Origin of the sequence: Novosphingobium pentaromativorans US6-1 (genome assembly GCF_000767465.1) — a bacterium.
GTDB lineage: Bacteria > Pseudomonadota > Alphaproteobacteria > Sphingomonadales > Sphingomonadaceae > Novosphingobium > Novosphingobium pentaromativorans.
Genome location: NZ_CP009293.1, coordinates 38,337 through 61,648 on the forward strand (window position 1 = coordinate 38,337; position 23,312 = coordinate 61,648).

Below are 23,312 nucleotides of genomic sequence, written 5' to 3' on the forward strand. Positions count from 1 at the left end.
TACAGACTCAAGAGGTTTTTCATGCAGCCACAATCTGGCATTTTACGCGCTCAGCTTGCCCGGAGGACCGGCTGCAATCTCGAAACCGTCCGCTATTACGAGAAGGTCGGATTGCTGCCAGCACCGGCGCGCAACGCCAATGGCTACCGGGTCTATTCGCCGGAACTGGTGCAAAGGTTGCAGTTCATCCTGCGCGCCCGCGATCTGAGCTTTGCGATGGATGAGATTCGGTCTTTGTTGTCGCTGACCGACGTTGGAGCGCAAACGTGCGCAGAGGTGATGGGGAGAACCCAAGCACACCTTGACGATGTCCGTCGCCGTATTGCCGATTTGCAGAAGATAGAGGCGGCGCTGGCGACAACATTAGACAAATGCACCGGCGACGACGTTGCCGAATGTCCTATTTTGGACGCACTTCAGTTTTCGTCCGTATAGGACAAGTGAGGCCGCTATTTTTGCGGGATTTGATCTTCTGTCGTCAATCTGGAGTATAGCCTAACCGGACGTCAGGGCGCTACCGCGGTTTCTGTCAGATTAGGGTACTAAACGGAATTTGTTGACGAATGTCGTTGCGTATCATAGATTTCAACCTGACATTTTGATGGAGAGAGTGCGCAGTGAAGGGGCAACGGATCGGCTATGTCCGGGTCAGCACGTTCGATCAGAATGTGGATCGCCAATTGGAAGGTCAGTCGCTCGATCGGACCTTCACCGACAAGGCATCGGGCAAGGACGTCAACCGCCCCCAGCTTGAGGCTCTGCTCACTTTCGCCCGCGAAGGCGATACCGTCGTCGTCCACAGCATGGATCGGTTGGCCCGCAATCTGGATGACCTGCGCAAGCTGGTCCAGGGCCTCACCAAGCGAGGTATCCGGATCGAGTTTGAGAAGGAAAGCCTGTCCTTCTCGGGGGAGGACTCCCCGATGGCCAATCTGATGCTCTCGGTCATGGGTGCGTTTGCTGAGTTCGAGCGCGCCCTGATCCGCGAACGGCAACGCGAAGGCATTGCGATCGCTCGGCAGCGCGGCGCCTATCGGGGGCGGAAACGGTCGCTCTCGGATGAGATGATTGCCGATCTGCACCGCCGCGTTGCCGCCGGTGAACGCAAGGCGACCATCGCGCGCGACATGGGCATCAGCCGCGAAACCCTCTACCAGTACCTTCGCGCCGCTGCCTGACACCAATGTTCACATTATGTCCGGAAAATCGTTGTTCAGCGTACAAAGCTTGAGGTGACGCCTTCAACGGGTCAGTGAGCCTTGAACACAGCCTTGGCGGCCTTGAGACGCAGGTGCAGCTCAGCTGGGCAGCCGACAAGGACCGGGTCGATCCGACCCGCAACGAGCCGCGGACCCAAGGCTATGCGCTGGTGGATGCTCAGATTGCCTATAGCTGGAAGACCTACCGCGTCACGCTGGCGGCTGAAAATCTGCTCGATAAGGCGTATTTTGCGCCGCTCGGCGGCATATCGCTCGGTGATTACGGTGCAACAGGCATGCTGCGTCCCGTGCCGGGGCGCGGCCGTTCGATCAATGTCGGCTTTGGCGTGAAGTTCTAGCCTTGCTCACTGCGAGGAAGCCATATCAAGACAAGTCGGGGGATGGAACATCTCCCGGCTTCCTTTCGGCTTCGCCTCGAGCAAGGTTTGTCGGGGCGCTGCTCTCTCTTCTGGTCACCTGTGGGTGGCTTTGTGGCCTGGCAGTAGGCCTCGCGGGTGTGCTCTCTCCTGAAGTACAACGGTCGGACAGACGATCTGTCAGCCTGTTCACGCTACCAACCGAACCCCAATTAGATGCGCAACCGGAACTGGCTTCCGAGCGTCCTAAACGATCCGTGGCCAGACAGCAGCAGGTCGCTATGGCTGCGGCCGATGCACGCTCTGCGAAACCGGCGGCCCAGCCTGCAGCAGCAGAAATGCGAGCGACATCTCCTTTACACCCACAACCTCCCGTTCTTGCTCCATCACCCGCACTGACCCTCCCTTCCGCGTCTGTCTCTCCTCGCGACAGGGCGGAGGCTGACAGCATCTGGACTGCCTACCAGGCCCAGGTCTGGCGGCATATTCAGGTGAGCAAACCACGCGGCATTCGTCTGTCGGGCGAAGTCGGATTGCGCATCGCGCTCGATCCTCGGGGCGAGTTGATCGACGCGCGGATCGAATCATCTAGCGGCAACAGGATGCTCGATCGTTTGGCGCTCAGAAGCGTACACGCCGCCAGTCCTCTGCCACCGCCACCTGTCGAAATACAGGACTACGATCTTGTCTTTTCAGTGAAGTTTAGCTTTAGAGTCCTCTGATAGGGAGGAACCCCTCCGACTTCAGTCGGATACTGGCTTCAGCCTCAGACTCGGGTGGTAGCCTGTAACCTCGGAAAAAACGGAAGCCGCCGAAGGCGTGACGCTTCCGTTTTTTCCGAGGTTACAGGCTATGGCGTATCGCAGCGGCTGTCACACGACATTCCATCATCGCTACCATCTCGTCTGGGCACCGAAGTACCGGTACAAGGTGCTGATCGGCGATGTCCGGCTCAGGGTCCGCGAGATCATTCGGCAGGTCTGCGACGAAATGGGAGTGACCATCGTCAACGGCGCTCTGTCGCGCGATCATGTCCACATGTTCGTCGAAATCCCGCCGCATGTCGCGGTCAGCGATTTCGTGCGCCGAGCCAAGGGCCGCTCGTCGCGCAAGATCCAACAGGAGTTCGAGCACATCCGCAAACGCTACTGGGGACAACGCTTCTGGCAACGCGGCTACTTCTCGACCACATCCGGCAACATCACCGATGATATCATCATGCGCTACCTGGACCGCCATACCCACAAGGACGGCTTCAGCCCCTCCGCGTGATCCTACCGGCGTCAGCCGGTCAGTCATTCAGATAAAGATCAGTTCGCGCGAGGAGAGCGGATAGAGGTATATGTTAAATAAGATCGCTGCCTGCAATATTAAATTTATGATATACCATACCATAACTGCCCGTGTATGGGATATTGGGGGTAATTCCGATAAAAACGTGCGTCTCTGGATTAGAGAGACGTGAGCATCTAGCGAGTGTATGTCAGATTTCTGCTTTAGGGCACGATTTTCCGATGACAGTATGAGAGGATTGGGTTAGGGGGCCGTTATGGTTCGGCAAGGGTTTCTGATTCTCTGGATGCTGGCGATGTCACTCGTGACATCGACCGTCGTGCATGCCCAGGAGCTTTCGACCCCGATTGCCCAAGCGTGTACTGCGGAGATGCGCGAGGAGCAGAATGAAAAGCCGGCTCCCGGCGATGCTGATCCAGCGGTCCCGCATCAGCACGGATGCCATCACGCATCCTCGTTCGTGATTGGTGTGGGGCAGGGCGAGCAGATGCTCGACCGTGCTGCGGCCTTATACGGTCCTGCATCTGCAGATGTTTTTGTGTTCCGAAATTTGGGGCCGGATTTGCGACCTCCTATCGCTTGATCGAGTCGTAACGATCTTGCAGCGCTGATGCTTGTCGGCGGTGCTGTCATACGTCTTTGATCAGGATTATTTACCATGCATCGACTGATCGCGGCCGCGCTGGCCGCGGCGTCCTGCGCGACTATCGCGCAGGCGCAGACTGCGCCGTCTGCCGAGACGAGCGCAACATTCAAGCTTGACCACGCATTGGCACTGGCCGGTGCAACATCTCCGTCACTTGATGCGGCCGAGGCCAATGTCCGGGCCGCCGAGGCCGCGAGGACCGTGGCTGGCTTGCGGCCAAACCCGCAAATTTCCGTCCAAGCGGAAAACTTGGTCGGCAGTGGACCCTATCGGAGGGCCGATCGCCTGGAGACCACCACCTCCTTTGCACTGCCGATCGAACTGGGAGGAAAGCGATCAGCCAGGATCGGCGTTGCCGATGCTCGTTCGCAGCGTGTCGCGCTTCAGGCCGCAATCACTCAGGCCGATCTCCGGCTAACGGTCATACAAGCGTATGCGCAGGCGGCGGCGGCCCAGCAGAGACTGACAACAGCGCGGGACCAGGCGCGAATTGCGGGAGAGGGGTTTCGGGCGGCTGAAGTGCGGGTCCAGGCCGGTCGGGCATCGCCCATAGAAGTCCAGCGCGCGGATGTAACCCGCATCAACGCGGATGCCGAGGTTCAGCGGGCCGAGCGATTGGTAGAAGTAGCCCGGTTTTCATTGTCAAAGCTGGTTGGCCAGCCGGTGTCCGGCGAACTTGATACATTCTGGTTTGCCGATGTGCGCAGCGGCTATGGGCCGATGCAGGAGATCGAAAGCGCAGGCACGCTGGCCATGGCGGCCGCTGAGGCTGATCTGGCGATCGCTGACGCGGGTGTACGGTTGGCGCGTTCGCAGCGGGTTCCCGATCTCACCGTGAGTGCAGGCGCGCGCCAGTTCCGCGAGACCGGCGATACGGCCGCTATGTTTAGTCTGACAATTCCGATTCCGGTGTTCAACAACGGCAAAGCTGCGTTGGCACAGGCGACATCTGAACGTCAATTTGCTGAAGCACAGCGGCGAGTTACGGCCCTCGAGGTCGATCAGGCGATCGCGCGCGCTCAGGCGGATGCGGCGAATGCGGCGACCACTGCCGTAACAGCCAAGGGGCCAGCCCTGCGGGCTGCCGAAGAGGCAGCCCGTATCGCTCGAATAGGCTACCGCGAAGGCAAATTCGGTCAGCTCGAACTGCTCGATGCAGAACGCACATTAGCTGAAACGCGCCTCGCAGCGATTGACGCCCTTCTCAACTATCACAACGCCCAGGCGCAGCTCGAGCGGCTGACTGCTCCCGCGAACGACCTCCAGGGGAACTGATCATGAAATATTATGTGAAAGCGGCCTTGCCGCTTACTCTCGCCGCAATGCTGATGGGGGGGTGCTCCGGGGGCGATCCTGCACCTGAGAAGGCTGAAAATGCTGAAAATGCAGCGGGCGCCGGGGAAAAAGGAGAACATGCCGAGAAGGAAGGCGAGATCGACCTTAACCCCGACCAGATAAAGGCTGCAGGCATCGAACTGGTTCGTGCGGTACGCAGTGGTGGAGGTGCGTTGACTTTGCCGGCGACGATTGAAGGTGATCCGCAAGGTATGCAGGTCGTTTCCGCAGCAATCGGTGGTCGTGTGGTTTCGCTTACACGCAATCTCGGTCAATCGGTTGGTCGGGGGCAGACACTGGCGATCATCGAAAGCCGCGAGGCCGCATCGCTCAATGCAGAAATCGAAGCTTCGCGCGCGCGGTTGTCGCTTGCCGAATCCAATCTGCGGCGCGAGCAGAGACTTTTCGATCAGAAGGTTTCTCCTGAACAGGATCTGATCGCGGCGCGGACCGCGGCGACAGAAGCCCGGATTTCGCTGCGTCTCGCACAGCAGCAGGTGTCGGCGGCGGGCGGTGGCGGCGGTGCGCTTAATCGCATTGCCATCACCGCCCCGCTTGCCGGTCAGGTGGTCTCGCGCAGCGTAACGCTGGGTCAGACAGTAGCAGCCGATGCGGAATTGTTCCGGGTTGCAAATCTCGGACGGGTCGCGGTCACACTTTCACTGGCACCCGCTGACGCAGGCAAGGTGCGGCCCGGGTCTGAAATCGAGATCGTATCCGGTGCCCGCAAATCCGTCGCGAGGGTCGACTTTGTTTCGCCAATCCTTGACGAAGCGACTCGTCTCGCGAGCGTCATCGCGGTCATCGATAATCGCTCAGGACAATGGCGGGTGGGAGAACCGGTCACTGCCTCGATCCGCTTGGCGGGTGGAACTGGAGCGGCATCGGTACTGGTGCCACAAAGTGCGGTACAAACCGTCGAAGGGCGGCCCACGGTGTTCGTGCGCACAGATCATGGTTTTCAGGCGACACCCGTTACGCTCGGCAGCCCGAGCGGGGACAACGTAGTCGTAACCTCGGGGCTTAGGGGCGACGAGCAGCTCGCTGGTCCTAACAGCTTCACCCTCAAGGCTGAGCTCAGCAAGGGCGAAGCGGAGCATGGCGGACATTAATCATGATTGATCGTATCGTCACATTTTCCGTCGAGCGGCGCTGGTTTGTGCTGCTCATGACGCTTATCGCCATGGTCATCGGAGGCTGGGCAATCGCTCGACTGCCGATCGATGCCGTTCCCGACATCACCAACAACCAGGTGCAGGTGAATATCACCGCGCCCGCTCTCTCGCCCGAGTTGGTCGAGAAGCAGATCGCCTTTCCGATTGAAACGGCGCTCGCAGGTGTGCCTGGCCTTGAATATACCCGCTCGCTCAGCCGCAACGGATTTGCTCAAGTCACGGCTGTCTTCAGCGAATCGACCGACATCTATTTCGCACGTCAACAGGTCGCTGAACGGCTCAGGGTGGCCGAGGAAAACCTGCCCGACGGTGCCGTCCCGACTATGGGACCGATCGCGACGGGTCTCGGCGAAGTTTATATGTGGACCGTCCACTTCGAGCACCGCAAGGAGGACAAACATAAGCCGGGCGAACCCGGCATGCAGCCCGATGGCAGCTACATAACGCCAGAGGGCGATCGGTTGGTAAGCGAGGCCGATCAGGCGACCTATCTGCGGACGGCGCAGGATTGGATCGTTGCTCCATTGCTGAAGAACACGCCTGGCCTTGCGGGCGTCGATTCCATTGGCGGATATGTGAAGCAGTTCCAGGTCATTCCTGATGTGCAGCGGCTTGCCGCCCTGGGGCTGAATCTGACTGATCTCGCCCAGGCTCTTGAAGAGAATAATGTCGGCGTGGGTGCCGGCGTGGTCAATCGTGGCGGTGAGGGTCTCGCTGTCCGCTCCGATGCGCGTATCCGCAATATCGGCGAATTGGCCGGTACGGTCATTGCAACCCGCGAAGGCACGCCGATCCGGCTCGACCAGGTGGCACAGGTGCGTCTCGGCCAGGCTATTCGGTACGGCTCGGCCTCCGAGAACGGCAAGGAGGTCGTGGTCGGCACCGCCATCATGCGGATTGGCGAGAACAGCCGCACCGTGGCCTCGGCGGTCTCTGAACGCCTTGAGGGGATTAATGCCTCGTTGCCGACTGATGTTGTGATCCAGCCGGTGCTCGACCGAACAGCGTTGGTCAATTCAACGATCAAGACGGTTGCGAAAAACCTCACCGAAGGCGCACTGCTGGTCATCGTCGTGCTCTTCCTGCTGCTCGGCAACTTCCGGGCGGCACTGATTGCGGCATTGGTCATTCCAATTACGATGTTGATGACCAGTTTCGGCATGCTGCAAGGAGGCGTGTCGGCTAACCTGATGAGTCTGGGGGCGCTCGACTTTGGTCTGATCGTCGATGGCGCGGTTATCATTGTTGAGAACGCACTCAGGCGTATTGCGGAACGTCAGCATCATCTTGGACGAAACCTGTCGCTCGGCGAGCGGCTTGAGTCCGTTGTCCGCGCTGCGCGCGAAATGATCCGTCCGACCGTGTTCGGTCAGGCGATCATCATCCTCGTCTATGCGCCGATGCTCACGCTTACAGGCGTGGAGGGCAAGACCTTCTCGCCAATGGCGCTCACTGTCATCATGGCGCTGGTCGGTGCCTTCGTCCTTTCGCTCACCTTCGTGCCAGCGATGCTCGCCATCTGGCTGTCGAAGCCGGTTGAGGAGAAGGAAGGCCGGATCATGTCCTGGCTCAAGCGCAAATATGAGCCGGGGCTGGATAAGGCGATGAAGCGGCCTACGCTCACCGTAGGCGTGGGTGTCGGCGGCTTCCTTGCAGCGATCTTGGCTTTCTCCTTCCTCGGACAGGAATTCCTGCCGCAGCTTGATGAGGGCGATCTTACCGCTCAGGTCTTGCGTGTGCCAGGAACGTCGGTCGACCAGAGTCAGGCGATGCAGTCCCGGATTGAAAGTGCGATCGGGAAGCTGCCTGAGGTAAAATTCGTGTTCTCGAAAACCGGTACGGCGGAACTGGCGTCCGATCCGATGCCACCCAACATCTCCGATACGTTCATCATCATGAAGCCGAAGGATCAATGGCCTGATAGCGGCCTTTCAAAAGCGGCGTTGATCGCAAAGGTCGAGAAGGTACTGGAAGGCTTGCCGGGCGGTGCTTTCGAGATCAGCCAGCCCATCCAGATGCGATTCAATGAGCTGATTGCGGGCGTCCGCGGGGATGTCGCTGTCAAGGTATTTGGTGACGACTTCGATGCGATGAATGCGACGGCGAACCAGATCGCAGCGATCCTCCGCAAGACCGAGGGGGCAGCGGACGTTCGAGTGGAACAGACCCAAGGCTTGCCGATGCTCGACGTCCGTCCAAATCGCGACGTCATGTCACGGCTGGGTATCTCAGCAAAGACTGTCCAGGATACCGTGTCCGCCGCTATTGGTGGCCGGAATGCCGGGATGATCTTTGAAGGAGACCGGCGCTTCTTCGTCACTATCCGTCTGGAGGATGCGGCGCGAGCCGATCTTCAAACGCTGGCCCAGGTGCCTGTCCCGCTTCCGAGCGGTGGCTTCGTTCCGTTGCAAAGCGTGGCGGAGATCGGCGTTACCGATGGTCCCAATCAGATCAGCCGCGAGAATGGCAAGCGGCGGGTCGTGGTGCAGGCGAATGTGCGTGGCCGCGACGTCGCCGGCGTCGTCGACGACGCGCAAGCGATGATCGACAGCGAAGTGCGCCTTCCTCCCGGTCAGTATCTCGATTGGGGCGGGCAGTTCGAGAATCTCCGTTCGGCGAGCCAGCGGCTGATGCTGGTGGTGCCAGCGTGCTTCGCGCTCATCATGCTGCTGCTCTACGGAGCTTTGGGAAGCGTTCGCGATGCGTTGATCGTGTTCACCGGTGTACCCCTCGCGCTGGTCGGCGGCGTTGCCGCCCTTGCTCTTCGTGGCATGCCCTTCTCCATCTCGGCAGCGGTCGGCTTCATCGCCTTGTCCGGTATCGCGGTGCTGAACGGCCTCGTCATGGTGACTTCGATCCAGGAACTCATGGCGAATGGGATGGATCGGGCGAAGGCGGCCTATGAAGGCGCGATGATGCGTTTGCGTCCTGTGGTCATGACCGCGTTGGTCGCAAGTCTCGGCTTCGTGCCGATGGCAATCGCCACCGGATCGGGCGCGGAAGTTCAGAAGCCGCTTGCAACGGTGGTGATCGGCGGGTTGATTACAGCTACTTTGCTGACGCTGTTCGTGCTTCCGACCCTTTACGCCCGCTATGGGCGTAAAGAGATGGACGTTCCGAAAGACCGGACAGCGGATCAATCCGAAGGCGATGACAGCGGTCTGGTGGAAGCGCACCCATGACCTGGGCAGGTGAGCGCGCGGTTCGTAAGGTTGCGCTTCTCACTAGGCGGCGAGCGGCTTTGCTGCTCGCCGCCGCCACGGGACTAGCGCTCGCCGGATGCACGACCGGGCCTCCCCTCGCAAAAGGAGTCCACGCTTTTCCGAGCGAGCAGGTCGAGATATTCTGGGTGCGGGCTTACCCTCGGGCGGGTGGCGTTCTCGTTACGGGTAATGTGCGACGAGCGAGCATGGCCCGGACAGTGCATTGGGGACATCTTCACGTCTCCGTCGATGTCTCCGGGGCTCACGGTCGGGTGAGCAGGGACACCCGCTGGACTGGTTCGCTTGCTACGCGTGTTCGACGTTCGGCGCGCTTTAGCGTGCTGATCCCCGGCGTGTCGATCGAAACGGTTGAGTCGATCAATGTAGAATATCGCGGCGAGCGCGATCCTCCAACACCACCCGAGCCATCAGACGGGGCGGCGACAATCTCGATGCATGACGGCAAGCGAGAGCGGATGTGAGTAGTCACGTATACGCTCGCGCCGGCGTGAAAGGTCACATTGGCGATGGAAGAAGAAACCAGTTTCACGATCAATATGTCCCCGATCAGAGTCTGGTCTCATCTGACCGATTTCAAGTCGTTTACTCTGTGGCACCCAATTTATTGTTTCGAAGAGGTAGAGGCCGAGCCCGACAAGCCTATGCCGCTGCGTTACGCGCTGTTTCGGGGCCAATATCGCATAAAAGCGGAAGCGACGCTCATTTTGGCCGAGAAACCGGATCGGATCTGCTGGACGATCGGGATCAGCGGCATGGTTATCTATGATGAAACTTATACGTTTAAAAGTGTCGGTTCGGGTTGTGAAGTTCGACATGCAGTGAATTATCGGGGCCTATTTGGCCGCATCATGAGCATGTTCTCCAAGCGGGGGCTGCGTGCGACGCTGCGCGCCGAAGACGGCGCATTTGTCCGATTCTTGAAGAAGGAGATGCGCAGCGCTGGGTCCGTGCCGAACCGGCAGCGGCGGCGTGCCCAGGCTGCGCGACATGCCCGGAAGGCGGCCAACGATGGATGAAGCGCGTTCCAAGCGGCGAACTTTGTGGATCGTCCTCATTCTTAATGCTGGAATTTCCGCAGCATTCTTCGTCGTCGGTTTGACGGGGGACTCAAGCGCGCTGATCGCCAATGGTGTCGACAATCTTTCCGACGCTCTTGTCTATCTGCTGAGCCTGATCGCGCTAAGTCGGGGCGCCCTTTGGAAAACGCGTGTTGCGAGCGTTTCAGGCGTGATGCTTCTCCTGTTTTCGCTCGGTATCCTACTCGATGTGGGGCGGCGCTATGCGTATGGCAGCGAGCCCATAGGATCGGCGATGATGGCGATGTCTGCGGGCGCAGCGATCGTCAATTACATCTGCCTTCGGCTTCTCCAGAAGCTTGAGCAACCCGATGTGGCGTTGCGAGCTGCAACGACTTTCAGCCTCAACGACTTCATCTCCAACGGCGGTATTCTCATTGCGGGCGGTCTTGTGCTTTGGTTTGAGACCAACTGGCCCGATCTGATCGTCGGTTTTCTCACTGCGCTGATTGCCATGAAAGGCGGCGTAGAGATCCTTGCCGATGCTCGTGCAGAATCCCGGCGGAAGGGGCACCAGAAATCATGAGACGGCGCGCAGACATATGCGAAAGCAGAACGATCGCCGAAGCTCGCAGCGGGTTCCTTCGGGGACGCTCCCCCACCATCGTCTCCCCCGGGCGGTGGTGTGAGAAGGAGCCGCGCCGTGGATGCCTTGCCCCAGGTGTCCACGGCGAAGGATTTGGCGAAGGTTGGATGTAGCTATGCTGGCTCGACTTCGTTCACACCGCAGTCTTTACCTCCGGCCCTTGGCGCTACTGGGTATGGGAGCGCTGCTTCTGGGCAATGCCGGTTGTTCTTCGCCGACTGATGACTCCACCGATGGAAATCAGGCTCGGACCTCGGTAGCGGGAATGATCGGTCAGCATCTTTACATCTGCGAAGATGGAACGAAAGTCGATGTCGATTTTCTGGGTGATGGCCTGACACTTGATCTCACGATTCTGCCCGATGGCGAGACCAGAAGGCTGATTTCACCGGGAACTGGTGTGCCCTTTTTCGGTGACGGTATTAATCTACAAATTGTCAGTGGAAAGATACTGATCCTTCGCCCCGACATTCCGGCAAAAGCGTGCCGCCGAGTGAAGACTGACGCTTCCCAGGATAAGCTGCATCCTAATTAGACGCAGCGTCGTTACACGATATGCCGTAGCGCCGCCAGACAGGACAAGGTGATGACAGAAAAACTGCAACTCGAAATTCCCCTCATTCTTCCTGAAATCCCGGATTCGAGCGATGGTTGCGTCGATCGGTTGACTAAAAACCTGATTGCGCGACCGGGCATCGATCAGGCGCATATCCTTGCTCCTGAAGGGGATAAGCCGGCGCTGCTGTGCATCCATTACGATCCGGAAGCGGTTTCCTTGTCGCGCATTCGCGATATTGCACGTGCCGCGGGCGCAGCGATCGCCGAGCGCTACGGTCACGTCCTCTGGTCGGTCAAAGGCATCGGACATCAGCGCAAGGCCCGCGCGGTCGGCGAGCAATTGCGAGCCCTGCCGGGAGTTCTGGAAGCCGACGCGAATGCCGCAGGCATGGTCCGTATCGAGTTCGATGTCGAACGGATTTCCGAGCGGAAACTTCAGGATGCTCTCGCAGCAATGAGCGTCCGCCAAACAAGGCGTTCTCTGGTCTTGCCGACAAGCGATGCCCATGCCGGTCATGACCATGGGCCAGGGGAGCATGATCCCCACAAGGCTGCCGGAAAGGATGCCGGTCACGATCATGATCATGGCAATTTTCTGGGGCCGAACACCGAGTTGATCTTTGCGCTCGCTTGCGGCGCGCTGCTCGGCGTTGGCTTCGCCATCGAGAAGCTGGTTGCGGGCGCGCCGGGTTGGTTGCCGACCGCGCTCTATATTGCGGCCTATGTCTTCGGCGGCTTCTTTACGCTTCGCGAGGCAATCGACAATCTCAAGCGCCGCAAGTTCGAGATTGATACACTGATGCTGGTTGCGGCGGCCGGTGCTGCCGCGCTTGGCGCTTTCGCGGAAGGTGCCCTGCTGCTCTTTCTGTTCAGCCTCGGCCACGCTCTGGAACATTATGCTATGGGCCGTGCGAAGCGGGCTATCGAGGCGCTGGCGGAACTGGCGCCTCAAACAGCACTGCTTCGCTTGCAAGAGGGTGGTACCAAGGAAGTAGCCGTCGAGGAGCTGGTGCTGGGCGATATTATCGTCGTCAAGCCCGACGCGCGTGTGCCAGCTGATGGTTTTATCACCAAGGGAGCGACCAGCATCAACCAGGCGCCCGTGACCGGCGAGAGTATGCCTGTCGATAAGCATGCCGTTCCAGATGAAAAAGCAGCCAGGGCCAACCCGGACCGAGTCGACGCGGCGAGCCGAACATTTGCGGGAACGATCAACGGTAGCGGCTTGATCGAGATCGAGGTCACGCGTCTCTCAAGCGAAAGCACGCTTGCGAAGGTCGTCAAGATGGTCAGCGAAGCGGAGACGCAGAAGTCGCCGACACAGCGATTCACCGATCGCTTTGAACGGATCTTCGTTCCGCTAGTTCTTCTGCTGGCTTTCGCATTGCTGTTCGCTTGGGTCGTTGTAGATGAACCTTTCCGAGACAGCTTCTATCGTGCCATGGCGGTGCTGGTGGCCGCGAGCCCGTGCGCACTTGCGATCGCCACGCCGAGTGCGGTCCTTTCCGGTGTCGCGCGAGCCGCGCGTGGCGGCGTGCTGGTCAAAGGCGGTGCCCCCCTCGAATTGCTGGGATCATTGAAGGCCATTGCGTTCGACAAGACCGGTACGCTGACGCGCGGCGAGCCGCATATTCAACGCATCGTGCCGGCAGCGGGCGTTACGCAGGAAGAATTAATGGCCATCGCGGTCGCGGTGGAGAGCCTTTCGGATCATCCGCTGGCGCAAGCGATAGCACGTGACGGACGCGACTATATCGGCGACCGCATGATACCCGAGGCGAGCAGTCTCAAGAGCATGACGGGCAAGGGCGTGTCGGCGATTGTGGGCGAGGATGAAATCCTGATTGGCAAGCCCGAGATGTTCGGGGCTGATGGTCTTCCGGCGCTTTCGGATGAGATGAAGACGACAATCGAACTGCTGCGGGAAGGCGGCCAGACGACCATGATTGTGCGGCGCAACAATCGCGACCTGGGCGCGATCGGACTCATGGACACGCCGCGAGACACCGCACGAGAAGCCCTTGAGCGGCTGCGTGCCATCGGTATCGAGCGGATGATCATGATTTCGGGGGATAACCAGCGGGCGGCCGAAGGCATCGCCGCGCAGGTTGGACTGGACGAGGCATGGGGCGATCTCATGCCAGAAGACAAGGTCGAAGCGATCAAGAAGCTGCGCGGCGAGGCAAAGGTCGCGATGGTAGGCGATGGTGTTAACGACGCTCCCGCCATGGCGAGCGCGACGGTAGGCATCGCCATGGGGGCCGCAGGATCAGACGTCGCGCTCGAGACGGCGGATGTCGCCCTGATGGCCGATGACCTGTCGCATCTGCCGTTCGCGGTTGGCCTCAGTCGCACCACGCGGTCAGTAATCCGCCAGAATGTCTTCGTCAGCCTCGGCGTAGTCGCATTTCTGGTGCCGGCGACCATTCTCGGTCTCGGTATTGGTCCAGCGGTTGCGGTGCATGAGGGATCCACACTTTTGGTAGTGTTCAATGCGTTGCGGCTGCTTGCTTATCGCGACAGCAACGCTGCCTGACATCCAAATCCTTTTGATGAGAGGAGACAGAGAATGAATGAAGCTTCTTCCAAGCAAAGTATGCTTTGTCCGGTCTGTCGGGTTCAACTGACTCTTTCCGAGCGGCAGAGTGTGGAGATTGATTATTGTCCGCAATGTCGGGGTGTCTGGCTCGATCGGGGTGAACTCGACAAAATCATCGAGCGCTCAGAACGTGTCGAAGAGCCTCGTGGTCGGCTTTCACCCAACTTTGACCGACAGCACAGTGACGATCGCAGGGGGCACGGGTACTCAGGTCATCATGGTGGTAAGCGGCGGCGCGGGTTTCTTTCCGAACTGTTCGACTGAGAGCATGATCTTGCCACTGTCGGGTATCTTCTACTCGTTTTGCGGTGTTGCAGGGGATGGTCAATCTTTCGAAGATTTCAGGCACAAGAGGAGCCGGAGGTTCTCCGCCTGACTGCGTGTTGCCCGGCGGCGAGATACTTGCTGGAGGATATGTTTGATTGCCTAAGGTCCTGAGCAACGCTCTCCAGCAACGACTAAGTCGGGTTGGCGTTCATCATCGACGTCATCCTGTGAGCACGATCTGGACCTTGCGGCGATGGGCACTACTCGTGGTCGCGCTTTTAGCCGCAATTTATGCTGTTGATGTAGCGCAACCTTGGAATCCGGCGGTCACTGAGTGCTTCAAGCTCGGATCGAGCTACTTCGAATCACATCAATCACCGGTTTCAGAGGGGAAGGCGGGTGATCACCACCATGCCGGATGTGAGGGACCCGGCTTGATTGGGGTGTCAAGCGATGCCGCAGCAGAGTTCTCTTACTATCCAAGGAACCCAGCAGGATTGTCAGATTCAGTCGCGGCTGCAAGCTGGTCAGCCGGACCTAGGCTCAGGCCTCCCATAGATTCCCGATCCTCTCGCGTCATGTCCTGACGCCGCTTTGATAAATTACATTATTGCGCATCGGATATTTTCAGCAGTTGGGTTCGGGCTCTTTCGGGTCAGGAAGGTGCGTTGATGAACGCACGAGGCGGACGAAAAGCTTGGTGACCAATTCTGGTATCAGATGGGTGCAGCCATTGCTGACAGGATTAATTATGCAAATTACTAACGATAAGTCCCCCGACGGGCGGGCGTTTGACTTGGGTTGGCATTCTGATCGACCGTTAAGTGTTTTCTTGGAGACTGCTCTTGTCGCGCCGCGACGAGGCGCAGTTCGTAAACTTTTGCGTCGTGCTCGCATGTCTCAGGCGCAGCGAACCGCCGACATTGCTTCTGCCCCCGATCGACTTGTCATGAGGGAGCACATTTTTCCGGAGGTCGCGCGTCGGGCTGGAAATATCCTATTCGTTGGTGTTCGTGCATATACGTGTGAATATCCGGCTCAATTTGAGGAACACGGCGGTGTTTGCTGGACGCTGGACAAGGATCCTCACGCATCCGTGTATGGCGTCGAGGGGCGACACGAGACAGGTTGCGTGACAAAGATTGGCGAACTGTTCCCTGATACCGTGTTCAGGACGATCGTTCTGACTGGAGTGCTTGGTTTCGGGGTAAACCGCTTTTCGGACCAGTTGCGCTCCTTGGCGGCTTGTGCTGGCGCATTGGAGCTCGATGGAACTCTGATTCTGGGCTGGAATGACCGGCGCGTTCATTCTTCCTTGCTGGAGGAGGCCGCGTGCAGATGGTTTGATTTTCGAAACTTCGCACATCTTCCGCCCCGAATTTGGGTGACAGGGTATGACCACAACTTTGCCTTCTTGCGGCGGCGAGGCAGCGGAATGTGAACTGAGCCGCGAATAGATTGCGCACCGACGAGGAGCATTGCTTCGAAGCGTCACCCTTCGTTCGATCCGTCAGGGAGGAGTTTTCCGTCTTGGTCACTACTTGGTGTCGCTCGACGGATGGGAGTCGGAATTCATTCGGTTTCGGCGCTCTGCCACCCGGGCGGGGAGAAGTTCGGTCGGCTCGGATAGGGCTGGGAAAACAGCGCTATAGATGATCGAGCGTTCTTCCCGGGGGCTTCCGACGAGGCCGGATTGCTCGCGCAGACTGAGATGGAATGAGATGCGCGATGCAGGCGCGCCGCCCAAGGCTCGGGCGATAGCACCGGCGCATCGACCGTCGGTGCCGGCAACGACCAAAAGTCGCACGCTCCGAAGGCGGGTCTGGTTCGAAATGGCAGTGAAAGCAGTGAGCGCTTGATCTTCGTCCATAGGCCATTCAATGGTTCAGTATTACTTGAAATGAAGCCGTCTGGACGAGCGGCGGGAACAGAGCGATCGGATGAGCAATAACCGCATCGCCGCGCGCGAACCCGCGATCGGCGCCGCTTCGTGGCGAAACAGGGAGCAGTCCTTTCTAGGTCTGCTAATGCGCTGCAGTCGCGACGCAATGCGACAAATCTTTTTGCTGTTTACGTTCCTGATGGTGGCATTTCCTTGCCTCAGTGCTCCGGCGTCGGCGCAGACGGCGCCCGCGCAAACCATCTGGCGGTTGCTTGACTATATCGCGGTCGATTATCCTGAAGCCGTCGAGAACGGAAAGGTGGTCAACCAAGCAGAGTTCGACGAGATGGTCGAGTTTTCGTCCACCGCGAGCAAGCTGATCGGCGAACTGCCCGCGTCATCCGCGAAGGCCGAACTTTCCCGACAGGCGGCCCGCCTCGAACGGATCGTCGCGTTTAAGTTGCCCGCACCGGCCATCGCTATGGCGGCGCGTGGCCTCGCCGCCGATCTCATCAAATCCTATCCGGTGCCCCTCGCCCCGACGCTTGCGCCGGACTTGGCGCGCGGCAAGGCGCTCTTTGCCGAACAATGCGCGAGTTGCCACGGCACCATCGGCAAGGGCGATGGTCCCCAGGCCGCGGGCCTCGATCCGCCCGCGATCGCCTTCACCGACGAAGTGCGCGCGCGCGAACGCAGCATCTTCGCGCTCTATCAGGTGATCGAGCAGGGCCTGGACGGTACCGGCATGGCAAGCTTCGCGAACCTGCCGCCGCAGGATCGCTGGGCGCTCGCTTTTTATGCCGGGTCGCTCGCCTATCCAGAAGAGCTGGTGGCAAGCGGTAAGGCGCTGTGGAATAGCGATGCCGATCTGCGCACACGTCTCGAGCTCGAGAAGCTGGTCGGCACGACGCCGGCCGCGCTGGCTGCAGAAATCGGCGAGGACAAAGCCCAAGCGCTGATGTCCTATTTGCGGCGCCATCCCGAAGCGGTCGCTGCAGCGCAGGCGACTGGCACGCTGACGTTGGCGCGTGCGAAGCTGGATGAAGCGCTTGCAGCTTACGGACGCGGTGAGCGCAAGGCCGCGACCGATCTGGCGCTGTCGGCTTATCTCGATGGGTTCGAGCCGGTCGAGGCGGTGCTTTCTGCGCGTGACAATGCGCTGATGATCCGCATCGAGGGCGCGATGGCGGACCTACGCGCTGCGATCGCGCGCGGTGAGCCGGTCGATACGGTCAGGGGGCATGCCGCAACGCTCGACGATCTGTTCGAAGACGCGGAAGGCGCCTTGGCACCAGGCGAAGCCTCTGCAACGTCGAGTTTCGTGGCCGCCTTCACCATCCTCGTCCGCGAGGGGCTGGAAGCGATCCTGATCGTCATCGCCATGATAACGTTCCTCGCCAAGGCTGATCGGCGCGACGTGCTTCCCTATGTCCATGGCGGGTGGATCGCTGCGCTCTTCGCCGGGGCCGGCACCTGGGCAGCCGCAACCTGGCTCATTACCATCAGTGGGGCGAGCCGCGAACTGACTGAAGGCTTTGGTGGCGTCTTCGCGGCGTTGGTGCTGCTGTGGGTCGGCATCTGGATGCATGGCAAGAGCAACGCTGATGCCTGGCAACGCTATATCCGCGACAAGCTCGGCCGAGCCCTCAACCGGCGCTCGGCCTGGTTCCTGTTCGCCCTGGCTTTCATTGTCGTGTATCGCGAGGTGTTTGAGACGATCCTGTTCTACGCGGCAATTTGGAGCCAGGGGAATGGCGGCGCGGTCGTCGCCGGTGCGTTCGCCGCGATCGCGGTGCTGGCGGTCATCGCCTTCGTCATGCTGCGCCACAGCCGCACGCTGCCGATTGGCAAGTTCTTCGCCTATAGCTCGGCGCTGATCGCGGTGTTGGCGGTGGTGCTGATCGGCAAGGGTATGTCAGTGGGCGTGTAATTCTCCGCGAAAGTGGGCTTTGAAAATTCCCTGATTGTTGGACGTGGTTGCCCAATGCGCCGGGGTTAACCCCGGCGCATTGGGCAACGCCAAAATGGGCGCGATGACCTCCTGTGGGAGGCAGCGCCGATGATCCGACTTGGAGAAGCCATGATGATACTGGAGTTGCACCGGCAGGGGCTGTCGGTGACGGCGATTGCGCGCCGAACGGGGCGCGATCCCAAGACCGTGCGCAAATACATCGAGCGCGGCGTGGAGGTGCCGGCGTACGGCCCGCGCAAATTGGGTCGGCCTTGCAAGATCGCGCCCTACATGGATTTCCTGCGCGAACGGGTGACGGCGTTCCCCGATCTGACGGCCTCGCGACTGACCCGCGAGATCAGGGAGATGGGCTATTCCGGCGCCTATACGGCGGTGAAGCGCTATCTGGCGGCGATCCGCCCCGAGCACGATCCCAAGCCCTACGAGGTTCGCTTCGAGACCAGGGCCGGCGTTCAGGGCCAGGTCGACTTCGCCCGCTTCGTCGTCGAGTTTACCGACGAACCGGGGGTGGTACGCATCGTCTGGCTGTTCAGCCTGGTGCTCGGCTACTCGCGCTTCCTGTTCGCCCGCTATGTCCTGCACCAGGACCTGCAGACGCTGCTGCGCTGTCACATGCAGGCCTTCGAGGCGCTGGGCGGCGTGCCGATCGAGATCCTCTACGACCGCATGAAGACGGCGGTGACCGGGGAGGACGACCAGGGGCACATCATCTACAATCGTTCGCTGCTGGGGCTGGCAAGGCACTACCGCTTCCAGCCCAGAGCCTGCCGTCCCTACCGCGCCAAGACGAAGGGCAAGGTCGAACGGCCCTTCCGCTATATCCGGGAGGACTTCTTCCTCGGGCGATCCTTCCGCAACATGGAGGATCTCAACGCCCAGCTCATCGACTGGCTCGACACCGTTGCCAATGCGCGGGTGCACGGCACGACCCAGCGCGTGGTGACCGAGGCCTTCGCCGAAGAACAGGAAGAGCTGCAGCGCCTGCCCGAGCACCGCTTCAATGCGGTCCTGAAGCTCGAGCGGCGGGTCAGCCACGACGGGCTCGTGGCCGTCGGCGGCAATTATTACAGCGTTCCCGACCGAACGCGCCGGGTCGTCGAGATCGAGCAGCTGCCGGATCTGGTCCGCATCATCGACCGCGGCATCGTCGTTGCCGAACATCCCGTGCTCGAAGGGCGCCGACAATATCGCATCGACCGGCACCATCGCATGGGACGACCCACGTCGCGACCACAGGATCGGCCCATGACGGTGGTAGGACGGATCGGCGACCATGTGCCGCTGCGCTCGCTGGCGGTCTACGAGGCCATCGGCGCGAGCCTCGCCATGGAGGGCCGGCCATGAACGGCATGGCACCATCGGCGCGCGTCGACTCCATCCGCCGGAGCCTGGTCAACCTCAAGATGCCTCGCGCGCTCGAGATCCTCGACGCGACCCTGCGGCGTATCGAGCAGGGACAGATCGACGGAATCGAGGCGCTCGACGAGCTGCTGGGCGAAGAGCTGTCGCTGCGCGAGAACCGGCGGATCAAGGCGGCCCTGCGCATGGCCCGGCTGCCGGTCGTCAAAACCCTGGCCGGCTACGACTTCTCGTTCCAGCCATCGCTCGACCGTAACCGCATCCTGGCTCTCGCCGGCCTCGACTTCATCGAACGCGCCGAGGTCGTCCATCTGCTGGGCCCGCCCGGCACCGGGAAAAGCCACATTGCCACGGCACTCGCGGTCGAGGCGGTGCGCGCCGGCAAAGCGGTCTACTTCATCCCGCTCGCCGATCTGATCGCTCAACTCACCAAGGCCGAGCGTGAAGGCACGCTCAGGGAGAAGATCCGCTTCCTCGCCCGGGCATCGCTGCTCGTCGTCGACGAGATCGGATACCTGCCGGTCACGCCCGGCGGCGCCAACCTGTTCTTCCAGCTCGTCAACGCCCGCTACGAAAAGGGCGCCATGATCCTCACCTCCAACCGCGGCTTCGCCGAATGGGGCGACGTCTTCGGCGATCCCGTCGTTGCCACCGCACTGCTCGACAGGCTGCTACACCACGCCGTCGTGGTCCAGATCGAGGGCTCCAGCTACCGCATGCGCGAGCACGCCGCGCTCGTTCCCGAAAACGTGCGCAACGGCGCCGCGTTCAATCCGCCGCCAAAACGCCGCGGACGACCACCGACGAAAGGAAAATCCGATCACGAATACGGCTGATCACCGCAACACACCCAAACCACCAACATAGGGAATTTTAAGTGCCCACATCTGCGGAAACTTCGGTGCCCATTGACAAGGGTACTGGCGCGCTGCAGGAAGCGGGCTATCTGCCGATCACGCCTTGGCCCGGTTTCCCACGCAGCGACCTGCTCGGGATTTATTCGACGCGTGAAACGATCCTCGCGCAATTCGCTATGCTGGTGCTGCTCGCGCTCGGTTTCCTTTGGAACCGGCGTGCAGCGCAGGCGAGCGCCGCATGAGGCGAGAGGAACTGCGGGACCTGTTGGAGACGCGGCAGGTCGCGATGTATTTTGTGGCGGTCTGTCTCGCTGCAGTCGTCGCCGCGGTACTCAGCGGCACTGAGAGTCTGGAGCCAGCAATCAGTCCGGCGTTGGCACTCATGCTCTTCGTGACCTTCTTGCAGGTGCCGCTCGCCTCGTTGCGTGAGGCGTTCCGCAATGGCCGGTTCTTCGGGGCACTGCTTGCTGTCAATTTCGCGGCCATGCCCATCCTGGTGATGATCCTCGTTCAGTTTGCGCCGCCCGAGCCGCTTGTCCGGCTCGGGATCCTCATTGTGCTGCTCTGCCCGTGCATCGACTATGTCGTCACCTTCTCCCATCTCGGCCGCGCCGACGCCCGGCTGCTGTTAGCAGCGACGCCGGTACTCCTCGTCGTGCAGATGCTCTTGCTGCCGCTATGGCTCACCCTGTTCCTCGGGTCGCAGGCCGCAGACCTGATGCAGATGAGGCCGTTCGTTCACGCCTTCCTGTGGCTGATTGCCATACCGCTGGCCTTCGCCGTGCTCTGTCAGATGTGGGCGGCTCGCAGCGCAGCGGGCACCCGCGTTGCTGAAACGCTCGGGCTGCTCCCGGTGCCCGCGACGGCGCTCGTCCTGTTCATCGTCATCGCCGCCGTCGTTCCGCAACTCGGTCCGGCTGTGGCAACCGTGTTAGCGGTCGCGCCGCTTTACATCGCCTTTGCAGCGATGGCACCGCTGGTTGGCTGGGGCGTCGCGCGTCTCGTCAGGCTGGACGCGCCAGCGAGCCGCGCGGTCGCTTTCAGCGCAGCTACGCGCAATTCGCTTGTGGTATTACCGCTCGCGCTAGCTGTGCCCGGCGCGATACCGCTGCTGCCCGCCGTCATTGTCACTCAGACGCTTGTCGAGCTTGTTGCTTCGCTCATTTACATCAGGCTGATGCCGCTTCTGGGTAATAAATAGGATTCAATTGGAAATTGTCGTTCGTTTTCTCCACTTACTGGTTGATCTGCGCCGGAAGATATCAAGCTGAGCGCGGGTTGATTATGATCATATTATCCTACCTTCTAAATTTCACTCAAGTTGCGGGCCGGAAAGTTGCTGATTTTCTGGGTCGCCGCTTTTGCGGCGCGTAAACGCGTTATTCTCTCCATCCATTGGTCGCGCCGAACACGGCGTGGCTAAGGCGCACCTCGCCGAATTCGTTAAAAATCCGCCATGCGGTCGATCGGCGGACCGCACGCGTCCCGTGCTGGGTATGCTGGCGCTTACCGGATAACGGCACACGCAACGCGTGCGCCCGCCCCGCCGATCGGTTGCGTGACATGGTCATCGGGGCTGGCGTGAATAACCAGGGCGGACCCATCGGCATCGAGAAGGTTCGGCCGGGATGACGCTGCGTCCAGCGAGACAAGTGCCGAGAAGGCTTCGGCATTGACGGTGCCGTCCGCCGCCACATGAATATTCGGCAATTCCCCAAAGTCCGGCCCTTCCGGATTGAGAAGCCCGTGAGGTGTCTTGTGATCCTCGTGGTTGATATGCGCGCCCGATTTCTGGAAGCCTTGGTCGGAGCAATCGCCAGTCGCATGGAAATGCATGGCGTGCCAGCCAGGCGTCAGCCCGGACGCCGTCAGACGCAGAAGCACGCCACTGCGACCGTTGGTCAAGGTCACCTCTCCGATCTTGCCGCCGCCGGCCTGAACGATGTCGCTCTTGACGGCTTTCGGCGCGGAAGTTTGCGCAATCGCCGCGGTTGCCGTTGCGAGTCCCAGGATCGTCAAAGCCGCTATCCCATATTTCATCGCTCTATCTCCTTCCGCGTGAATTATTTACCCTCGTCCAATGGACTGCGGAGGGTCGCCGGTCAGTGCCCTTTCCGGACCCGGCCCAGACCGCTTGTCGCCGGAGGGATGGCTATGGGATATTCCTCGCCTTTTTGCGACCGACAAGAGGCAACATGCGATGCAGCACGAGGTCGCGATCTATGAAATGGTGTTTTAGAGCGCCCAACACATGTAAGGCGAGGACGACGTAGATCGCTTTAACCATGATCTTGTGCGAATCACCGAGCGCTCCTGCAACATCCTCGTCCTGCGGTAGTGGCAGGTTAGGGGCTGGCAGCACTCCATAGAGCGGGACTTCGGGCGTAGCGCCTGCTGACGCCGCGGCCCATCCCAGCAACGGGACACCGATCATCAGTACGTAGAAGACAATATGGGTGCCGCGCGCCAGCGCCCGTTCCCAAAACCACATATCTTGGGGGAAGGGCGGCCAGGGATGTGAGATCCGCCAACCCAGCCTGAACAGGCTCAACAGCAGCACCGTGATGCCGACAGACTTGTGGAGTTGGTAATAGCCGAGCTTTTGTGAAGGCGCCGCATCTTCCATCCAACCCCCGAACGTCGCATTGGCGAAGATGAGGATGAAGATCGTCCAATGGAGGATGATCGAAACAATGGAATAGCGAGATTTGGCTTCTTGCATCGATATGTCCCCGGCAGCCTCTGGCGAGGGTAGCATGAGTCCAAGCCCGTTGCTTGCAGCGCATGCTGACCGGTTACGCAGAAGCACTGTGAGCGCTTGTGCGGGCCGCAAGCCCAACGTGCTTCCGGCGCGCGCCGTGAGGTTAGCTTGGATCCCCAGACAATCACATCGCTGCTCTCGCCGGC

Annotated in this window: 23 protein-coding genes; 21 read left to right on the top strand and 2 right to left on the bottom strand. The window is 60.3% G+C overall.

What is annotated here, in order from left to right; translation table 11 throughout:
• Positions 1-21 precede the first annotated feature (21 nt).
• From JI59_RS22130 to JI59_RS22220, 21 genes are all read left to right on the top strand, one after another.
• Positions 22-435 (top strand): MerR family transcriptional regulator, encoded by a 414-nt coding sequence (locus tag JI59_RS22130; RefSeq protein ID WP_007015439.1) that lies wholly within the window; start codon positions 22-24, stop codon positions 433-435.
• A 182-nt stretch (positions 436-617) separates the two neighbouring features.
• Positions 618-1,178, top strand: a complete 561-nt coding sequence (locus tag JI59_RS22135; RefSeq protein WP_004213255.1) for a recombinase family protein — start codon at positions 618-620, stop codon at positions 1,176-1,178.
• A gap of 74 nt (positions 1,179-1,252) precedes the next feature.
• Positions 1,253-1,558, top strand: a complete 306-nt coding sequence (locus JI59_RS22140; RefSeq protein ID WP_007015438.1) for a TonB-dependent receptor — start codon at positions 1,253-1,255, stop codon at positions 1,556-1,558.
• Between the two features lie 467 nt (positions 1,559-2,025).
• Positions 2,026-2,298, top strand: a complete 273-nt coding sequence (locus tag JI59_RS28055) for an energy transducer TonB (protein WP_420798905.1) — start codon at positions 2,026-2,028, stop codon at positions 2,296-2,298.
• A gap of 130 nt (positions 2,299-2,428) precedes the next feature.
• Entirely contained in the window at positions 2,429-2,848 is a 420-nt protein-coding gene (tnpA, locus tag JI59_RS22145; protein ID WP_007015436.1) for an IS200/IS605 family transposase, read from the top strand.
• 277 nt (positions 2,849-3,125) lie between these two features.
• Complete coding sequence (locus tag JI59_RS22150; RefSeq protein WP_007015435.1) at positions 3,126-3,452, top strand: hypothetical protein; 327 nt, start codon at positions 3,126-3,128, stop codon at positions 3,450-3,452.
• Between the two features lie 75 nt (positions 3,453-3,527).
• Entirely contained in the window at positions 3,528-4,790 is a 1,263-nt protein-coding gene (locus JI59_RS22155; protein WP_007015434.1) for a TolC family protein, read from the top strand.
• 2 nt (positions 4,791-4,792) lie between these two features.
• Positions 4,793-5,962, top strand: coding sequence for an efflux RND transporter periplasmic adaptor subunit (locus tag JI59_RS22160; protein ID WP_007015433.1), 1,170 nt, complete (start codon positions 4,793-4,795; stop codon positions 5,960-5,962).
• Between the two features lie 2 nt (positions 5,963-5,964).
• Positions 5,965-9,207: an efflux RND transporter permease subunit gene (locus tag JI59_RS22165; RefSeq protein ID WP_007015432.1), complete on the top strand. Its 3,243-nt coding sequence runs from the start codon at positions 5,965-5,967 to the stop codon at positions 9,205-9,207.
• A 359-nt stretch (positions 9,208-9,566) separates the two neighbouring features.
• On the top strand, positions 9,567-9,710 hold the full coding sequence (locus JI59_RS27465; protein WP_007015431.1) for a hypothetical protein: 144 nt from the start codon (positions 9,567-9,569) through the stop codon (positions 9,708-9,710).
• Positions 9,711-9,755: 45 nt separating this feature from the next.
• A complete protein-coding gene (locus JI59_RS22170; RefSeq protein ID WP_039858511.1) occupies positions 9,756-10,265 on the top strand; it encodes an SRPBCC family protein in 510 nt (169 codons plus the stop codon).
• The gene (locus JI59_RS22175; protein WP_007015429.1) at positions 10,258-10,851 is read left to right on the top strand and encodes a cation efflux transmembrane domain-containing protein; all 594 of its coding nucleotides are present in this window, start codon (positions 10,258-10,260) and stop codon (positions 10,849-10,851) included. Before JI59_RS22170 ends, JI59_RS22175 begins: the two co-directional genes overlap by 8 nt.
• Positions 10,852-11,071: 220 nt before the next feature.
• The gene (locus JI59_RS26920; protein ID WP_203226104.1) at positions 11,072-11,446 is read left to right on the top strand and encodes a hypothetical protein; all 375 of its coding nucleotides are present in this window, start codon (positions 11,072-11,074) and stop codon (positions 11,444-11,446) included.
• 51 nt (positions 11,447-11,497) lie between these two features.
• Positions 11,498-14,005, top strand: coding sequence for a heavy metal translocating P-type ATPase (locus JI59_RS22180; RefSeq protein WP_039858509.1), 2,508 nt, complete (start codon positions 11,498-11,500; stop codon positions 14,003-14,005).
• A gap of 33 nt (positions 14,006-14,038) precedes the next feature.
• Complete coding sequence (locus JI59_RS26410; RefSeq protein ID WP_081474083.1) at positions 14,039-14,332, top strand: TFIIB-type zinc ribbon-containing protein; 294 nt, start codon at positions 14,039-14,041, stop codon at positions 14,330-14,332.
• An 898-nt stretch (positions 14,333-15,230) separates the two neighbouring features.
• Entirely contained in the window at positions 15,231-15,776 is a 546-nt protein-coding gene (locus tag JI59_RS22190; RefSeq protein ID WP_143146822.1) for a hypothetical protein, read from the top strand.
• Positions 15,777-16,416: 640 nt separating this feature from the next.
• Positions 16,417-18,147, top strand: a complete 1,731-nt coding sequence (locus JI59_RS22200) for an FTR1 family protein (protein ID WP_239000642.1) — start codon at positions 16,417-16,419, stop codon at positions 18,145-18,147.
• 129 nt (positions 18,148-18,276) lie between these two features.
• The gene (gene istA / locus JI59_RS22205) at positions 18,277-19,533 is read left to right on the top strand and encodes an IS21 family transposase (protein WP_039858506.1); all 1,257 of its coding nucleotides are present in this window, start codon (positions 18,277-18,279) and stop codon (positions 19,531-19,533) included.
• Complete coding sequence (gene istB / locus JI59_RS22210; RefSeq protein WP_007015420.1) at positions 19,530-20,384, top strand: IS21-like element helper ATPase IstB; 855 nt, start codon at positions 19,530-19,532, stop codon at positions 20,382-20,384. Before istA ends, istB begins: the two co-directional genes overlap by 4 nt.
• Positions 20,385-20,449: 65 nt before the next feature.
• A complete protein-coding gene (locus tag JI59_RS22215; RefSeq protein ID WP_007015419.1) occupies positions 20,450-20,647 on the top strand; it encodes a hypothetical protein in 198 nt (65 codons plus the stop codon).
• On the top strand, positions 20,644-21,606 hold the full coding sequence (locus tag JI59_RS22220) for an arsenic resistance protein (protein WP_007015418.1): 963 nt from the start codon (positions 20,644-20,646) through the stop codon (positions 21,604-21,606). The genes JI59_RS22215 and JI59_RS22220 overlap by 4 nt, the downstream gene beginning before the upstream one ends.
• Before the next feature lie 305 nt (positions 21,607-21,911).
• On the opposite strand, the gene JI59_RS22225 is transcribed toward JI59_RS22220, so the two are convergent.
• The gene (locus JI59_RS22225) at positions 21,912-22,445 is read right to left on the bottom strand and encodes a superoxide dismutase family protein (protein WP_007015417.1); all 534 of its coding nucleotides are present in this window, start codon (positions 22,443-22,445) and stop codon (positions 21,912-21,914) included.
• 112 nt (positions 22,446-22,557) lie between these two features.
• Positions 22,558-23,127: a cytochrome b gene (locus tag JI59_RS22230; RefSeq protein WP_007015416.1), complete on the bottom strand. Its 570-nt coding sequence runs from the start codon at positions 23,125-23,127 to the stop codon at positions 22,558-22,560.
• Positions 23,128-23,312 lie beyond the last annotated feature (185 nt).

Coding starts and splice junctions, on each gene's coding strand:
- JI59_RS22225 (WP_007015417.1), bottom strand. CDS start 22,445: ATGAAATATGGGATAGCGGCTTTGACGATCCTGGGACTCGCAACGGCA.
- JI59_RS22170 (WP_039858511.1), top strand. CDS start 9,756: ATGGAAGAAGAAACCAGTTTCACGATCAATATGTCCCCGATCAGAGTC.
- JI59_RS22190 (WP_143146822.1), top strand. CDS start 15,231: ATGTCTCAGGCGCAGCGAACCGCCGACATTGCTTCTGCCCCCGATCGA.
- JI59_RS22165 (WP_007015432.1), top strand. CDS start 5,965: ATGATTGATCGTATCGTCACATTTTCCGTCGAGCGGCGCTGGTTTGTG.
- JI59_RS22155 (WP_007015434.1), top strand. CDS start 3,528: ATGCATCGACTGATCGCGGCCGCGCTGGCCGCGGCGTCCTGCGCGACT.
- tnpA (WP_007015436.1), top strand. CDS start 2,429: ATGGCGTATCGCAGCGGCTGTCACACGACATTCCATCATCGCTACCAT.
- JI59_RS22160 (WP_007015433.1), top strand. CDS start 4,793: ATGAAATATTATGTGAAAGCGGCCTTGCCGCTTACTCTCGCCGCAATG.
- JI59_RS22180 (WP_039858509.1), top strand. CDS start 11,498: ATGACAGAAAAACTGCAACTCGAAATTCCCCTCATTCTTCCTGAAATC.
- JI59_RS22220 (WP_007015418.1), top strand. CDS start 20,644: ATGAGGCGAGAGGAACTGCGGGACCTGTTGGAGACGCGGCAGGTCGCG.
- JI59_RS22130 (WP_007015439.1), top strand. CDS start 22: ATGCAGCCACAATCTGGCATTTTACGCGCTCAGCTTGCCCGGAGGACC.
- istB (WP_007015420.1), top strand. CDS start 19,530: ATGAACGGCATGGCACCATCGGCGCGCGTCGACTCCATCCGCCGGAGC.
- JI59_RS22200 (WP_239000642.1), top strand. CDS start 16,417: ATGGTGGCATTTCCTTGCCTCAGTGCTCCGGCGTCGGCGCAGACGGCG.
- JI59_RS26410 (WP_081474083.1), top strand. CDS start 14,039: ATGAATGAAGCTTCTTCCAAGCAAAGTATGCTTTGTCCGGTCTGTCGG.
- istA (WP_039858506.1), top strand. CDS start 18,277: ATGATCCGACTTGGAGAAGCCATGATGATACTGGAGTTGCACCGGCAG.
- JI59_RS22230 (WP_007015416.1), bottom strand. CDS start 23,127: ATGCAAGAAGCCAAATCTCGCTATTCCATTGTTTCGATCATCCTCCAT.
- JI59_RS22150 (WP_007015435.1), top strand. CDS start 3,126: ATGGTTCGGCAAGGGTTTCTGATTCTCTGGATGCTGGCGATGTCACTC.
- JI59_RS22175 (WP_007015429.1), top strand. CDS start 10,258: ATGGATGAAGCGCGTTCCAAGCGGCGAACTTTGTGGATCGTCCTCATT.